At 57.3% G+C, this 14,277-nt stretch carries 15 protein-coding genes; 5 read left to right on the top strand and 10 right to left on the bottom strand.

Annotated features, from left to right (window positions below):
- Positions 1–21 precede the first annotated feature (21 nt).
- Positions 22–1,776 (top strand): sulfite reductase subunit alpha, encoded by a 1,755-nt coding sequence (locus tag FT726_RS00540; RefSeq protein WP_058770697.1) that lies wholly within the window; start codon positions 22–24, stop codon positions 1,774–1,776.
- Between the two features lie 111 nt (positions 1,777–1,887).
- On the opposite strand, the gene sspB is transcribed toward FT726_RS00540, so the two are convergent.
- From sspB to zapE, 5 genes are all read right to left on the bottom strand, one after another.
- Positions 1,888–2,373, bottom strand: a complete 486-nt coding sequence (gene sspB / locus FT726_RS00535) for a ClpXP protease specificity-enhancing factor (RefSeq protein WP_021507752.1) — start codon at positions 2,371–2,373, stop codon at positions 1,888–1,890.
- 3 nt (positions 2,374–2,376) lie between these two features.
- Complete coding sequence (sspA, locus tag FT726_RS00530) at positions 2,377–3,018, bottom strand: stringent starvation protein SspA (RefSeq protein ID WP_021507753.1); 642 nt, start codon at positions 3,016–3,018, stop codon at positions 2,377–2,379.
- 329 nt (positions 3,019–3,347) lie between these two features.
- Positions 3,348–3,740 (bottom strand): 30S ribosomal protein S9, encoded by a 393-nt coding sequence (rpsI, locus tag FT726_RS00525; protein ID WP_021507754.1) that lies wholly within the window; start codon positions 3,738–3,740, stop codon positions 3,348–3,350.
- Positions 3,741–3,755: 15 nt separating this feature from the next.
- On the bottom strand, positions 3,756–4,184 hold the full coding sequence (gene rplM, locus FT726_RS00520) for a 50S ribosomal protein L13 (protein WP_021507755.1): 429 nt from the start codon (positions 4,182–4,184) through the stop codon (positions 3,756–3,758).
- 238 nt (positions 4,185–4,422) lie between these two features.
- On the bottom strand, positions 4,423–5,550 hold the full coding sequence (zapE, locus tag FT726_RS00515; RefSeq protein ID WP_058759600.1) for a cell division protein ZapE: 1,128 nt from the start codon (positions 5,548–5,550) through the stop codon (positions 4,423–4,425).
- Between the two features lie 184 nt (positions 5,551–5,734).
- On the opposite strand from zapE, the gene zapG reads away from it, so the two are divergent.
- From zapG to degS, 3 genes are all read left to right on the top strand, one after another.
- The gene (gene zapG, locus FT726_RS00510; RefSeq protein WP_021507757.1) at positions 5,735–6,139 is read left to right on the top strand and encodes a Z-ring associated protein ZapG; all 405 of its coding nucleotides are present in this window, start codon (positions 5,735–5,737) and stop codon (positions 6,137–6,139) included.
- 108 nt (positions 6,140–6,247) lie between these two features.
- Complete coding sequence (gene degQ, locus FT726_RS00505; RefSeq protein ID WP_031279744.1) at positions 6,248–7,618, top strand: serine endoprotease DegQ; 1,371 nt, start codon at positions 6,248–6,250, stop codon at positions 7,616–7,618.
- An 86-nt stretch (positions 7,619–7,704) separates the two neighbouring features.
- Entirely contained in the window at positions 7,705–8,778 is a 1,074-nt protein-coding gene (degS, locus tag FT726_RS00500; RefSeq protein ID WP_021507759.1) for an outer membrane-stress sensor serine endopeptidase DegS, read from the top strand.
- A 64-nt stretch (positions 8,779–8,842) separates the two neighbouring features.
- Here the strand turns inward: degS and epmA are convergent, their stop codons facing one another.
- The 3 genes from epmA to efp form a co-directional block, all read right to left on the bottom strand.
- Positions 8,843–9,820, bottom strand: coding sequence for an elongation factor P--(R)-beta-lysine ligase (gene epmA, locus FT726_RS00495; protein ID WP_021507760.1), 978 nt, complete (start codon positions 9,818–9,820; stop codon positions 8,843–8,845).
- A 164-nt stretch (positions 9,821–9,984) separates the two neighbouring features.
- Positions 9,985–10,119 (bottom strand): entericidin A/B family lipoprotein, encoded by a 135-nt coding sequence (locus FT726_RS00490; protein WP_031279745.1) that lies wholly within the window; start codon positions 10,117–10,119, stop codon positions 9,985–9,987.
- 151 nt (positions 10,120–10,270) lie between these two features.
- Entirely contained in the window at positions 10,271–10,837 is a 567-nt protein-coding gene (efp, locus tag FT726_RS00485; RefSeq protein WP_021507762.1) for an elongation factor P, read from the bottom strand.
- A 40-nt stretch (positions 10,838–10,877) separates the two neighbouring features.
- Here efp and epmB point away from each other — a divergent pair, with 40 nt between their 5' ends.
- Complete coding sequence (gene epmB / locus FT726_RS00480; protein ID WP_058759602.1) at positions 10,878–11,906, top strand: EF-P beta-lysylation protein EpmB; 1,029 nt, start codon at positions 10,878–10,880, stop codon at positions 11,904–11,906.
- Positions 11,907–12,053: 147 nt separating this feature from the next.
- On the opposite strand, the gene FT726_RS00475 is transcribed toward epmB, so the two are convergent.
- Entirely contained in the window at positions 12,054–12,401 is a 348-nt protein-coding gene (locus FT726_RS00475; protein ID WP_021507764.1) for a DUF4156 domain-containing protein, read from the bottom strand.
- Between the two features lie 195 nt (positions 12,402–12,596).
- Positions 12,597–14,252, bottom strand: coding sequence for a chaperonin GroEL (gene groL / locus FT726_RS00470; RefSeq protein WP_021507765.1), 1,656 nt, complete (start codon positions 14,250–14,252; stop codon positions 12,597–12,599).
- Between the last annotated feature and the right edge of the window lie 25 nt (positions 14,253–14,277).

The raw sequence follows: 14,277 nt of genomic DNA, 5'->3' as shown, positions 1-14,277 counted from the left end.
ACGGTTTGAGTACTGATATCCATGAAGATTCCTTACATTCCTGAAGACGCGCCGTTTAACGGCGAACAGAAATACTGGCTGGCGGGGTTTCTCGCCGGTCTCCACTCGCGCCTGCTGGTATTAGAAGACAAGCAGACCGCACCGGCAGCGGGCGCCAGCGCCACCACCCAGCTGCATATTCTGTTTGGTTCCCAGACCGGTAACGCCGAAGCGCTGGCGCAGACCGCAGCCAAGGCGGCGCGCGCTAAAGGCCTGGTGCCGGTAGTGCAGGCACTGGGTGAAGTGGATCTGGATGTGTTCGCCACCATGCGTCATGTACTGATCGTCACCTCCACCTACGGCGAAGGCGAAATGCCAGACAACGCACAGCTGTTCTGGCAGGCCATCTCAGCCAGCACCGCGCCGCGTCTGGAGCAGATGCACTTTGCCGTGCTGGCAATCGGCGATACCGGCTACGACGGTTTCTGCCAGGCCGGTAAGTTCATTGATATGCGCCTGGAGCAGCTGGGGGCGAAACGCGTAGTGGATCGCATCGACTGCGACATCGATTACGAAGAGCCTTCCAGCGAGTGGATTGGCAGTGCCATGCCACAGTTTGCCGCCAGCGCGGGCAGCAGCGGCACGGTGCTGGAGAGCGCGCCGGAAGCGCCGGTGATCCCGGGCAGCAACAAGCAAAACCCGTACGCGGCGGCGCTGGTGACCAATAAGCGTCTGTCCGGCGAGCAGTCCGCCAAAGATATCCGTCACTTCGAATTTGACCTGAGCGACAGCGGCCTGAAATACGAAGCCGGTGATGCGCTGGGCGTGATCCCGGTTAACGATGCCGGGCTGGTGAGCCTGCTGCTGAGCGAGCTGAAAGCTGACTACGAAACCCCGGTGCCGGGCTTTGACCGTAACCTCGGCGATCTGCTGACCTATCAGTTCGAGATTTCTGAGCCGTCGCGCAAGCTGATTGAGTGGGTCGGACAGCACACTACCAACCAGGAGCTGCTGCACGTCCTGCAGCACGACGATAAAGACACACTGGCCAACTGGCTGTGGGGCAAAGATACGCTGGATCTGCTGCAGCTCGAGCTGAAGCGTAATCTGTCGGTGCCGGAGCTGGTAGCGATGCTGCGTCCGCTGCAGCACCGTGCTTACTCCATTTCGTCCAGCTCGAAGGCGCACCCTAACCAGGTGCATCTGACCATCGCTTCCGTGCGCTATCACAGCGGTGGCCGTGAGCGTAAAGGCGTGTGCTCCACTTACCTGGCTGAACGCGTGCGTCGCGGAGAGAAGCCGGCGATCTTTATTTCGCCGAACAAAGCGTTCCGCGTGCCGGCGAACAATAACGCCCCGCTGATCATGGTCGGTCCGGGTACCGGCATCGCGCCGTTCCGCGCCTTCCTGCAGGAGCGCCAGGCGACCGGTGCTGAAGGTAAAAACTGGCTGTTCTTCGGCGACCAGCATCAGGAACATGATTACATTTACGCGGATGAGCTGGCGGGCTGGCAGCAGAGCGGTCTGCTGACGCATCTCGACCTGGCCTTCTCCCGCGATCAGGAAGAGAAGATTTACGTGCAGAACCGCATGCTGGAGAAAGGCGCTGAGCTGTACGCCTGGCTGCAGGAAGGCGCCTACTTCTACGTCTGTGGCGATGCCTCACGCATGGCGAAAGATGTCGATGCCGCGCTGTATGAAGTGGTGCGTCAGTTCGGTGGTCTTTCCAGCGAGCGTGCCGCAGCCTATATCGATCAACTGAAGAAAGATAAGCGTTATCTGCGCGACGTTTATTAAGATCGGTACAAAGGGAGCGCTGCGCTTCCTTTGGTCTGCCGCGCGCTAAGCCGCGCCGCGACACAGGCATAAAAAAACGGGCTAGTCAGCCCGTTTTTTATTTTCCGCGATTTACTTCACTACGCGCAGTGAAGGACGTCCACCGCGCGGCGGCGGTTCGTCATCCGGTGAAGAGTCGTCATCCGTCGCATCGTCCGGACGGTCACCATCAATCACCGACATCAGCGTCTCTTCCTGGCCGCCTTCCTGCTCGTCGCCGGACAGCTCATACGCAGGCTCCGGTTCGAACATGGTGCCGGCGCCGTTTTCGCGCGCGTAAATCGCCAGCACCGCAGCCATCGGCACGGATACCTGGCGCGGCACGCCGCCGAAACGCGCATTGAAGCGCACCTGATCGTTGGCAAGCTCAAGGTTACCCACCGCGCGCGGCGCGATGTTCAGGACAATCTGTCCGTCACGAGCGTACTCCAGCGGCACCTGTACGCCAGGCAGATTGATATCCACCACCAGATGCGGCGTCAGCTGGTTGTCGAGCAGCCATTCATAAAAGGCCCGCAGCAGATAGGGACGGCGGGCAGTAAGTTGCGACATTTCCATAGATTAGCCCCGGGCTTGCAGGCGCATTTCACGTTCGGCTTCCGTCAAAGAAGCGAGGAAGGAGTCACGTTCAAATACGCGCGTCATGTAGCCTTTCAGCTCTTTCGAACCTGCGCCAGCCAGATCCACACCCAGCTGCGGCAGACGCCACAGCAGCGGCGCCAGATAGCAATCCACCAGGCTGAACTCTTCGCTCATAAAGAACGGCGTACGTGAGAACAGCGGCGCAATGGCCAGCAGTTCTTCGCGCAGTTGCTTGCGCGCGGCATCGGCTTCGGCACCGCTGCTGGTTTCAATGGTACGCATCAGGCTGTACCAGTCCTGCTCAATGCGGTGCATCATCAGACGGCTTTCACCGCGCGCGACCGGATAAACCGGCATCAGTGGCGGATGCGGGAAACGCTCATCGAGGTATTCCATGATGATGCGGGATTCATACAGCGTCAGTTCACGGTCGACCAGCGTTGGCACAGTGCGATACGGGTTGAGGTCAATCAGATCCTGCGGCAGATTATCCGTTTCAACCTGCTCGATCTCCACGCTGACGCCCTTCTCAGCCAGCACGATACGTACCTGATGGCTGAAAATGTCAGTCGGACCAGAAAACAGCGTCATTACCGAACGTTTGTTGGCAGCGACAGCCATGAAAACCTCCAAGTTTGTTCACAAAAAAATACTGCGAATAGCCAACCACGCGGCGACTCACCTGCTCATCAGATTCGCACACAGCCGGGCGTCACGGGCATTGTCCGGTCGTCCCGACAGGAGCAGTATGCACAACGCCGCGACTCACGGGCGCAAAGTGTCAGTCAGTTTACCAGATTTTAAGCAGCTTGTGGGGCGGGGATAATCATTTGCGGGCAAAATGCGGGGAAAGCTCGCGTTTTTGCGCTGAAAAAGCCGCGATTCAGGCAATAAAAAACCCGCCGAAGCGGGTTTTTTGAGCCAATTGTAACTGCCGAAGCAGCCAGCAATTAACGCTTGGAGAACTGTGGACGACGGCGTGCTTTACGCAGACCGACTTTCTTACGTTCAACCTGACGCGCGTCACGGGTAACGAAGCCCGCTTTACGCAGTTCAGAACGCAGAGACTCGTCGTATTCCATCAGAGCGCGGGTGATACCGTGACGGATCGCACCAGCCTGACCAGAAATACCACCACCTTTAACGGTGATGTACAGGTCCAGTTTACCAACCATATCAACCAGCTCCAGCGGCTGACGCACGACCATGCGTGCAGTCTCACGACCGAAGTACTGCTCCAGAGAGCGCTGGTTAATTACGATGTTACCGCTACCCGGCTTGATAAAGACGCGAGCGGCAGAGCTTTTGCGGCGACCAGTGCCGTAGTTTTGAGTTTCAGCCATTGCCTATAATCCCGATTAAATGTCAAGAACTTGCGGTTGCTGCGCCGCGTGGTTGTGCTCGTTACCTGCGTAAACTTTCAGTTTACGGTACATAGCACGACCCAGTGGGCCTTTTGGCAGCATGCCTTTAACCGCGATTTCAATCACACGCTCAGGACGGCGTTCGATCATCTCTGCAAAGGTCGCTTGCTTGATACCACCGATGTGGCCAGTGTGGTGATAGTAAATCTTGTCGTTACGCTTGTTGCCGGTTACAGCAACTTTGTCAGCGTTCAGAACGATGATGTAATCACCGGTATCAACGTGCGGAGTGTATTCCGCTTTGTGCTTACCACGCAGACGGCGCGCCAGTTCAGTCGCCAGGCGACCCAGGGTTTTGCCAGTTGCGTCAACAACATACCAGTCACGCTGTACGGTTTCTGGTTTAGCTGTAAAAGTTTTCATTGAAAAGCTTACCCAAATAAAAGTTACACGTTGGTGAAATCCCAAACGCTAAGTTAACGATTGAGGCTCACACGACCAATTCGCCCAGCAAGCCCACCCCCTCAGGTAGAGTTACCGGATCACACAGTTTTCCGGGAAAAGAAAGCCTGTGCTGTAACGTGGGGTCGCAAGATTATAGAGAAGTCGAATCTAAAGATCGACTCTTTTTGCGCCCGAAGCGGTGATTTCTGTTTGCCCCTCAGGGCAGGTGCGGCAGGCGAAGATACTCCTCGCTCTGCATCTCCTGCAGGCGCGACAGACAGCGCTGATATTCGAATTTCAGCCGCGTGCCCTGATAGATTTCAAACAGCGAGGTTTCTGCCGCCACCACCAGCTTGACGTGGCGCTCGTAGAACTCATCCACCAGCGCGAGGAACCGCCGCGCCTGGTCTTCCGTTTTGTAAATCATCACCGGCACATCGTACAGCAGCACGCTGTGGAAGCGGCGCGACAGCTCAATGTAATCGTGCTGACTGCGCCCTTCACCGCACAACGCGAGGAAATTGATGGCCAGTACGCCTTCGTGAACGCCGAGCGTCGGCAGCTGACGATGGTTAATCTCCAGCACCGGCGCGTCGCCGCGCGGTTTACCGGACAGCGCGCTGAACATGCGCTCCATCTCCGCGTGCGTTGCGTCGTTTAGCGGGAAATTCCACAGATGGGCCGATGTCAGGGTACGCAGGCGATAATCAATGCCGGCATCGACATTCATCACATCGCAGTGGCGCTTAATCTGCTCGATAGCCGGCAGAAAACGCGCCCGCTGCAGGCCGTTGCGGTACAGCTCATCCGGCGGAATGTTGGAGGTCGCCACCAGCGTAATGCCGCGGGCAAACAGCGCTTCCATCAGGGTACCAAGCAGCATTGCGTCGGTAATGTCGGAGACGAAAAACTCGTCGAAACAGAGAATATCGGTTTCCGCTTTGAAACGGTCAGCGACAATCAGCAGCGGGTCGCTGTGGCCCTGCAGCTGCGTTAACTCTTCGTGCACGCGCAGCATGAAGCGATGGAAATGCAGACGCAGTTTGCGATCGCCAGGAATAGACTGAAAAAACAGATCCATTACCCAGGTTTTACCGCGTCCGACGCCGCCCCACATATACAGGCCACGCACCGGCGCTTCATGGCTCTCCGGCGCTTTATTCATCAGCTTCGATAAGCGGCCAAACAGCCCTTTCGCTGCCGGCTGCGGCTGCTGCTGGCGGGCAATCAGGCCTTGCTGGATGCGATCTAAACGGGTGATGGCGTCACGTTGTACATCGTCCGGACGAAACTCGCCCTGCGACAGCGCCTGCTCATAGCGCGCAAGCGGAGATGAGGTTTGCATGGTTCTCTCAGAATCCCTGAAAAAGTCCGATTCACGTGTCGGTTGTCGAAAATTAGGCCGCTCTACACTAAGCGATACAGCCCGAGGATTCCACTTCCGATGGATTAACGGGTATAGTGGCTACTATTGAAGTTGAAACAGAAGCAATGCCCTACGAAGCAACGGAAATTACACGGGAGTCATTATGACCTGGGAATACGGGCTGATTGGTTTAGTGATTGGCATTATTGTCGGCGCGGTAGCGATGCGTTTTGGCAACAAAAAGCTGCGTGAGCAGCGCAGCATGCAGTACGAACTGGAAAAATCCAAAGCGGAGCTGGCGGATTACCGCGAAGAGCTCACCAACCACTTTGCGCGCAGCGCAGAGTTGCTGGACAACATGGCGCGCGACTATCGCCAGCTGTATCAGCACATGGCGAAAGGGTCGAATGACCTGCTGCCAAATCTGCCGGGCGAGAAAAACCCGTTTGCTTACCAGCTGACGGAAGCCGAGGCCGATAACGACCAGGCGCCGGTGCAGATCCCGCGCGACTACTCTGAAGGCGCATCGGGCCTGCTGCGCAGCGGCGAACGCACCACCCGCAGTTAATCCTTTTGGGGCACAGCATGGCTGTGCCCTTTTTGTTTTCCGAACGCTTATTACCAATAACTGTCACACTTCTTTTATCCCCCTTTTCGCAGCGAGAGCGTCATAGCAATGAAAAAACCAGCACGACTGTTAAGCGCATTAGCCTTGAGCATTGGGATGAGTCTGGCGGCGACGCCGGGTGCCATGGCCACGTTGCCGGCACAGATTCAGGGACAAGCACTGCCAAGCCTGGCACCGATGCTGGAAAAAGTGCTGCCGGCGGTGGTCAGCGTGCATGTCGAGGGCACCGACAGCGGTCAGCAGGGCCAGGATATTCCCGAGCCGCTGAAGCGCTTCTTTGGCCAGGCGCCCGGGCAGTCTCAGCCACAGCCGTTTGAAGGGCTGGGTTCCGGCGTCATCATCGACGCAGCTAAAGGCTACATTCTGACCAACAATCACGTGGTAAACGGTGCGGATAAAATCAGCGTGCAGCTGAGTGATGGCAACGAATATGACGCAAAGCTGATTGGTCATGACGAGCAAACCGACATCGCGCTGATTCAGGTAGAAGGCGCAAAAAACCTCACGCAGGTGAAAATTGCTGATTCTGACGCGCTGAAAGTGGGTGATTTTGCCGTGGCTATCGGCAACCCGTTCGGCCTCGGTCAGACGGCGACGTCCGGCATTATCTCGGCGCTGGGCCGCAGCGGGCTGAATCTGGAAGGGCTGGAGAACTTTATTCAGACCGATGCCGCCATCAACCGTGGTAACTCTGGCGGCGCGCTGGTGAACCTCAACGGCGAGCTGATCGGCATTAACACCGCCATTCTGGCGTCGAGCGGCGGCAACATTGGTATTGGCTTTGCCATCCCCAGCAACATGGCGATGAACCTGGCTCAGCAGCTGATTCAGTTCGGCGAAGTGAAGCGCGGTCAGCTCGGGATCAAAGGGACAGAAATGACCGCCGATATCGCGAAAGCGTTTAACGTCGATGCGCAGCGCGGGGCATTTGTCTCTGAAGTGCTGCCGAAGTCGGCGGCGGAACAGGCGGGCATCAAAGCGGGCGACATCATTACCGCCATTAACGATAAGCCAATCACCAGCTTTGCCGAACTGCGGGTGAAAGTCGGCACCACGCCGCCAGGCCAGCAGGTGAAAATCGGTCTGCTGCGCGATGGCAAACCGCTGACGGTGACCGTAACGCTGGAACAGAGCGCGCAGAGTACCGCCAGCGCCCAGCTGATGTCGCCAGCGCTGCAGGGCGCCACGCTCAGTGACGGCAATACCAAAGCCGGCGATAAAGGGGTCAAAGTCGATACCATCGAAAAAGGCACGCCGGCAGAACAGGTTGGCCTGCAGAAAGACGATGTGATTGTCGGCGTTAACCGTACGCGGGTGCAGAGCCTCGCCGAGATGCGCAAAGTGCTGGAGGGCAAACCGCCGGTACTGGCGCTGAACGTGGTGCGCGGCGACGAGAGTATTTACCTGCTTCTGCGATAATCCTCGCAACGGGCGGACAAGCAGGTGTTTGTCCGCCCTTCTCGTGCTATTCTGCCCTGCGATCAACTCTTGCCTGAAATAACACCATGTTTCTTAAACTTTTACGTTCTGTGGTGATGGGCCTGATCGTGGCAGGTTTACTGCTTGTCGCGATCCCGGCGCTGCGAATGGGCAGCAACGTCACCTTTGATCACGACAGCAGCGCCGATGAAGCGCCCTTCAGTTTCAATCAGGGCGTGCGCCGTGCTGTGCCGGCGGTGGTCAACGTCTATAACCGCAGCGCGCACGGTAACAATAATCGCGGCATTACCACGCTCGGTTCCGGCGTCATCATGAACGCGAAAGGCTACATCCTCACCAACAAACATGTCATCAATAACGCTGACCAGATTATCGTCGCGCTGCAGGACGGACGCTTTTTTGAAGCGACGCTGGTGGGCTCCGACGCCATGACCGATCTGGCGGTGTTAAAAATCAGCGCCTCTAATCTGCCGGTAATCCCGATTAACGCCAAACGTGTCGCGCATATTGGTGATGTGGTGATGGCGATTGGCAACCCGTACAACCTCGGCCAGACGGTCACCCAGGGCATCATCAGCGCCACCGGCCGCATCGGTCTGAGCTCCTCCGGTCGGCAGAACTTCCTGCAAACCGATGCCTCGATCAACCAGGGGAACTCCGGCGGCGCGCTGATTAACTCGCTGGGCGAGCTGATGGGCATCAACACGCTGACCTTCGACAAAAGCAACGACGGCGAAACTCCGGAAGGCATTGGTTTTGCCATTCCGACCGCGCTGGCGACCAAAATTATGGATAAGCTGATTCGTGATGGCCGGGTGATCCGCGGTTATATCGGTATTACCGGGCGCGAGCTGCCGCCGCTGCACGGTCAGGGCAGCAACCTCGATCGGGTGCAGGGCATTATCGTCAGTGAAGTGACGCCGGGCGGTCCGGCGGATCGCGCCGGCATTCAGGCCAACGATGTCCTGCTGCAGGTGAACGGCAAGCCGGCGCTGTCCGCGCAGGAGACCATGGACCAGGTGGCGGAAATCCGCCCGGGATCGGTGATTGATGTGCAGGTGCTGCGCAATGAGCAGAAGATGACGCTGCCGGTTACCATCCAGGAGTTTCCGGAAGCGGCCAATAATACCTCGCCGTAAACGCACCCGGCCGCGGACAGCGCCATCGATGAGCCGCGGCCGGGTGTGCAGAACCGCGGCGTAACTAGCTGCGATCGACCGGGAAAGCGATCACCTCACTGAGCGCATCGGCCTTCAGCGCCAGCATAATCAGGCGATCCACGCCCAGCGCCACGCCGGAACAGGCCGGCATGCCGTGCGCCAGCGCATCCAGCAGGTAAGTATCAATCGGATGCTGCGGCAAACCGCGCGCAGCGCGACGGCGATTATCCTGCTCAAAACGCTGACGCTGTTCACGACTGTCGGTCAGTTCGCGGAAACCGTTGGCCAGCTCCACGCCTTTGTAATAGACCTCAAAACGCTCTGCCACGCGGTGATCTTCGGTACTGATCTCCGCCAGCGCCGCCTGACTGGCCGGGAAGTGATAGACGAAGCACGGCTTATCAAGACCAATTTTCGGTTCCACGCCCAGCATAAACAGCAGCTGCAGTAGCGTGTCGCGATCGTCTTCGCGATTCGCCAGCTCGCCCTCACCCAGCTTTTCCGCCGCTTCGCGCAGCTGCGCCTTGTCCGCCGACAGCGGATCGATCTCCAGATGACGGATAAACGCCTGCTGATACGATAGCGATTCGGCGCTGTCGCACTCCAGCACCTGCTGCAGCAGGTCGTCGACTTCGTTCATCAGCCGATACATGTCGTAGTGCGGCCGATACCACTCCAGCATGGTGAATTCCGGATTATGGTGGCGCCCGGCCTCTTCATTACGGAAGCAGCGCCCCATCTGATAAATCGGGCCGCTGCCCGCCGCCAGCAGGCGCTTCATGTGATATTCCGGACTGGTCATCAGCCACAGATCGCGCCCGTCTGCCGCGCCAGGTCCGACAAAGCGCGTCTGGAATGGCACCAGGTGGATGTCGGTGATCGTCGCCTGGCTCATGGCAGGCGTATCCACTTCCAGTACGCCGCGATCGGCAAAGAAACGCCGGATTTCCGCCAGGATGGCGGCGCGTTTCAACAAATTGGCAATGGGTGCGCTCGGCTGCCAGCTTGCCGTTTCGCTCATGGTGATGACTCCTTATACAGACAAGGGGAGGAAGTCTACCCGTATTGCTGACGGCAAACAACGGCACCGCCGTCGCGGCAGGCAGTTTCAGAAATCACAGGTGCAGGCAGGACAACAGGAGGAAGAGAAAGCCGGTACGAAAGCAGGTTTCGCACCGGTTTTAGTTACTGCGCGCTGCGCTGAATTGCCTGACCGCCCGCTTCAACATCTTCGCCTACGCCACGCGTGGTGTTACAGGCAGAAAGCAGCGAGGAAAGCACCAGTACCGAGAAAATCGCGACAATACTTTTCTTTAACATAGCCATATCCTTGTTGGTTGCAGTAAAAGTACAGCTTTTAAAGCATAGACCGGATACGCCATGATGGCGGTTAAGCCGCTGAAAAAAGACGCGGTGCGGGGAAGAGCGCGGGAATAAAAAAGGCGCATCGATGATGCGCCTGATTTGACGATTATTTTACGCGGGAAACGTATTCGCCAGAGCGGGTGTCCACTTTTACCACTTCGCCAATCTGTACGAACAGTGGCACTTTGATCACGGCGCCGGTAGACAGCGTCGCTGGCTTGCCGCCGGTACCGGCAGTATCACCTTTCAGACCTGGGTCAGTTTCGGTGATTTCTGCTTCGATGAAGTTCGGTGGCTGAACGGCGATCGGTTTATCGTTCCACAGGGTTACGATACACTCGGCGTTGTCCTGCAGCCATTTTGTCACGTCGTCCAGTACCTTGGCTTCAACCTGATACTGTTCGAAGGTTTCCGGGTGCATGAAGTAGAAGAAGTCACCGTCGTTGTAGGAGTACTGCAGCGTCATGTCACGCACGTCTGCGCCTTCGGCGGAGTCGGTAGACTTGAAGGTTTTCTCAACGCGTGAACCGGTCAGCAGACGACGCATTTTAACACGTGCAAACGCCTGGCCTTTACCCGGCTTAACGAATTCACTGGATTCGATGGCATACGGTTCGCCTTCGAACATGATTTTAAGACCGGCACGAAAATCGTTGCTAAGATAAGTCGCCATAAAGGCCCTCTGTAGATATTAACTGGTAATAGCCAAAAAAATGGCACACATTGTAACCCTAAATCCCCCCGTCAGAGAAGATTGGTTGCAGCAACTTGCTGATGTTGTCACCGATCCTGCTGAATTACTGCAACTTTTAGCCCTCGAAAACCACGCGGATCTGGCAGCCGGGAGCGAGGCACGCCGTCTGTTCGCCCTGCGCGTACCGCGCGCCTTTATTCAGCGCATGCAGCGCGGCAATGCGCAGGACCCGCTGCTGCTGCAGGTGCTGACCAGCCGTCAGGAGTTTACCGATGCGCCGGGCTACAGCACCGATCCGCTCGATGAGCAGAGCAGCGTGGTGCCGGGCTTACTGCATAAGTATAGAAACCGCGCGCTGCTGCTGGTCAAGGGCGGCTGCGCGGTGAACTGCCGCTACTGCTTCCGCCGGCATTTCCCCTATCAGGATAATCAGGGCAACAAGCGCAACTGGCAGGCGGCGATTGATTACATTGCCGCCCATCCCGAGCTCGACGAGATCATCTTCTCCGGCGGCGATCCGCTGATGGCGAAAGATCAGGAGCTGGCGTGGCTGATTGGCGCGCTGGAAAACATTCCGCACCTGAAACGCCTGCGCATTCACAGCCGGTTGCCGGTAGTGATCCCGGCGCGCATTACTGAAGGGCTATGCCAGCTGCTGGCGGATACGCGTCTGCAGGTGCTGCTGGTCAGCCACATCAACCACGCGCAGGAGATTGACGAGGCGCTGCGCGAACGCATGCAGAGGCTTAAACGCGCCGGCGTCACCCTGCTGAACCAGAGCGTGCTGCTGCGCGGCGTTAATGACGATGCGCAGACTCTGGCACAGCTCAGCAATGCGCTGTTTGATGCCGGCATCCTGCCCTACTATTTACATGTGCTGGATAAGGTGCAGGGGGCGGCGCACTTCTTTGTGCCGGATGAGCAGGCACGGGCGCTGGTGCGGCAGCTGCTGACCATGGTGTCGGGCTATATGGTGCCGAAGCTGGCGCGGGAAATTGGTGGTGAGCCGAGCAAAACGCCGCTGGATCTGCAGCTGCGTCAGGAGTGACGTTCCCTGCCAGCTGCCCGGTGCGCATGAATGCGCACCCTACAGTCGGCGCCATCACCGTAGTGTCGCCATTGATGGCGACCGTGCTGGAACTGTACTCAAAAACAAAAAAGCCGCTCTCGCGGCTTTTTTATTGCTGCTCTGCCATTACGGGCACTTATACACCTGACCCGACATTTTGCTGTCGAGCGGGGCAAAGGCAGACAGCAGATTCTGCGTCGGACTGGTGGCACCATAAATCACGTTGCCGCCCATCTCCGCTGCGCGGTTACGCAGGTCGTTGGCCGCACCGCGCAGTGAACTGCCTTCACCGCCTGAACCGGTCAACCAGTTGCTCTGCGAGCCGGTAACATTGCCCAGCAGCTGACATTGGCTGCCTGGCTGTTGATCAACAAAGGTGACACGTTCGCCGGCGGCACTCAGTTGGTTGGAGGTGCTACAGCCCGCCAGCAGTAAGGTACCGACTGCCAGTCCGAGCGAGAGGTTAATCCGCATTATAATCCCCATTTATTATCATCAGTGTCGGGCGGCAGCGTAGCAGAAAAGCGCACATTTTTTCTGAACATTCATTGCCCTAAACCCGCAAAGCCGAAGTATTGCGCCCTTACTTATACCTTGTTCGCCGGCAAAAGAAAAACCCCCGACCGTTTCCGATCGGGGGTTTCTCAACAGCTCAGACGTTCAGGGCAATTACATCATGCCGCCCATACCGCCCATGCCACCCATGCCGCCAGCGCCAGCACCTAAGTCAGGTGCGTCGCCTTTCGGCAGGTCGGTGACCATCGCTTCGGTGGTGATCATCAGACCGGCCACAGAAGACGCGTACTGCAGCGCAGAACGGGTCACTTTGGTTGGATCCAGGATACCGAAGTCGATCATGTTGCCGTACTCTTCGGTCTGCGCGTTGTAACCGTAGTTACCGTCGCCCGCTTTCACGTTGTTAGCAACAACAGATGGCTCTTCACCGGCGTTAGAAACGATCTGACGCAGTGGCGCTTCCATCGCACGCAGAGCAACCTTGATACCGACGTTCTGGTCTTCGTTCTGACCTTTCAGGCCAGATGCTGCGATTTTCGCCGCAACACGCACCAGCGCGACACCACCACCGGCAACCACGCCTTCTTCAACCGCAGCACGGGTAGCGTGCAGGGCATCTTCAACGCGTGCTTTCTTCTCTTTCATCTCAACTTCAGTCGCTGCGCCTACTTTCAGTACGGCTACACCGCCTGCCAGTTTTGCAACGCGCTCCTGCAGTTTCTCTTTGTCGTAGTCAGACGTCGCTTCTTCGATCTGCTGACGGATCTGCGTCACGCGGCCAGAGATTGCGCCCTGATCGCCCACACCATCGATGATGGTGGTGGTGTCTTTGTTGATCACCACGCGTTTTGCCTGACCCAGGTCTTCCAGCGTCGCTTTTTCCAGCTCCATACCGATCTCTTCAGAGATCACGGTACCGCCGGTCAGGATAGCAATATCCTGCAGCATCGCTTTACGACGGTCGCCGAAGCCCGGTGCTTTCACCGCAGCCACTTTCACGATACCGCGCATGGTGTTGACCACCAGCGTAGCCAGCGCTTCGCCTTCCACGTCTTCTGCGATGATCAGCAGTGGTTTGCCGGCTTTCGCCACAGCTTCCAGCACTGGCAGCATTTCGCGGATGTTAGAGATTTTCTTGTCAGCCAGCAGGATGAATGGGCTTTCCAGCTCCACTGCACCGGTTTCTGGCTTGTTGATGAAGTACGGAGACAGGTAGCCACGGTCGAACTGCATACCTTCAACCACGTCCAGCTCGTCCTGCAGGCCGGTACCTTCTTCAACGGTGATCACGCCTTCTTTACCCACTTTGTCCATCGCCTGAGCGATCAGGGTACCGACGCTTTCATCGGAGTTGGCAGAAATGGTACCTACCTGCGCGATAGCGCGGGAATCCTGGCATGGTACAGACAGGGTTTTCAGCTCTTCAACGGCTGCTGCAACGGCTTTATCGATACCGCGCTTCAGATCCATTGGGTTCATGCCCGCCGCGACGGCTTTCAGGCCTTCGTTGACGATAGCCTGTGCCAGAACGGTAGCGGTGGTGGTGCCGTCGCCTGCTGCGTCGTTAGCTTTAGAAGCGACTTCTTTCACCATCTGCGCACCCATGTTCTCGAACTTGTCTTCCAGCTCGATTTCACGTGCCACAGAAACACCATCTTTAGTGATGGTCGGTGCACCAAAAGATTTATCCAGAACCACGTTACGGCCTTTCGGGCCCAGGGTAACTTTTACTGCATCTGCCAGTACGTTCACGCCACGCAGCATTTTTACGCGTGCGTCATTACCGAATTTTACGTCTTTAGCTGCCATTTCAAATATCCCTTAAATTCGTTTC

The sequence above is a fragment of the Pantoea sp. Morm genome, assembly GCF_016643525.1.
GTDB lineage: Bacteria > Pseudomonadota > Gammaproteobacteria > Enterobacterales > Enterobacteriaceae > Pantoea > Pantoea dispersa.
This window is presented reverse-complemented; position numbering and strand designations above follow the sequence as displayed.

Bases quoted from the DNA above. Each gene is read 5' to 3' on its own strand.
- efp (WP_021507762.1), bottom strand. From the start codon at position 10,837: ATGGCGACTTATCTTAGCAACGATTTTCGTGCCGGTCTTAAAATCATG.
- rpsI (WP_021507754.1), bottom strand. From the start codon at position 3,740: ATGGCTGAAACTCAAAACTACGGCACTGGTCGCCGCAAAAGCTCTGCC.
- groL (WP_021507765.1), bottom strand. From the start codon at position 14,252: ATGGCAGCTAAAGACGTAAAATTCGGTAATGACGCACGCGTAAAAATG.
- FT726_RS00540 (WP_058770697.1), top strand. From the start codon at position 22: ATGAAGATTCCTTACATTCCTGAAGACGCGCCGTTTAACGGCGAACAG.
- FT726_RS00475 (WP_021507764.1), bottom strand. From the start codon at position 12,401: ATGCGGATTAACCTCTCGCTCGGACTGGCAGTCGGTACCTTACTGCTG.
- FT726_RS00490 (WP_031279745.1), bottom strand. From the start codon at position 10,119: ATGTTAAAGAAAAGTATTGTCGCGATTTTCTCGGTACTGGTGCTTTCC.
- sspA (WP_021507753.1), bottom strand. From the start codon at position 3,018: ATGGCTGTCGCTGCCAACAAACGTTCGGTAATGACGCTGTTTTCTGGT.
- zapE (WP_058759600.1), bottom strand. From the start codon at position 5,550: ATGCAAACCTCATCTCCGCTTGCGCGCTATGAGCAGGCGCTGTCGCAG.
- degS (WP_021507759.1), top strand. From the start codon at position 7,705: ATGTTTCTTAAACTTTTACGTTCTGTGGTGATGGGCCTGATCGTGGCA.
- epmB (WP_058759602.1), top strand. From the start codon at position 10,878: ATGGCACACATTGTAACCCTAAATCCCCCCGTCAGAGAAGATTGGTTG.
- epmA (WP_021507760.1), bottom strand. From the start codon at position 9,820: ATGAGCGAAACGGCAAGCTGGCAGCCGAGCGCACCCATTGCCAATTTG.
- sspB (WP_021507752.1), bottom strand. From the start codon at position 2,373: ATGGAAATGTCGCAACTTACTGCCCGCCGTCCCTATCTGCTGCGGGCC.
- rplM (WP_021507755.1), bottom strand. From the start codon at position 4,184: ATGAAAACTTTTACAGCTAAACCAGAAACCGTACAGCGTGACTGGTAT.
- degQ (WP_031279744.1), top strand. From the start codon at position 6,248: ATGAAAAAACCAGCACGACTGTTAAGCGCATTAGCCTTGAGCATTGGG.
- zapG (WP_021507757.1), top strand. From the start codon at position 5,735: ATGACCTGGGAATACGGGCTGATTGGTTTAGTGATTGGCATTATTGTC.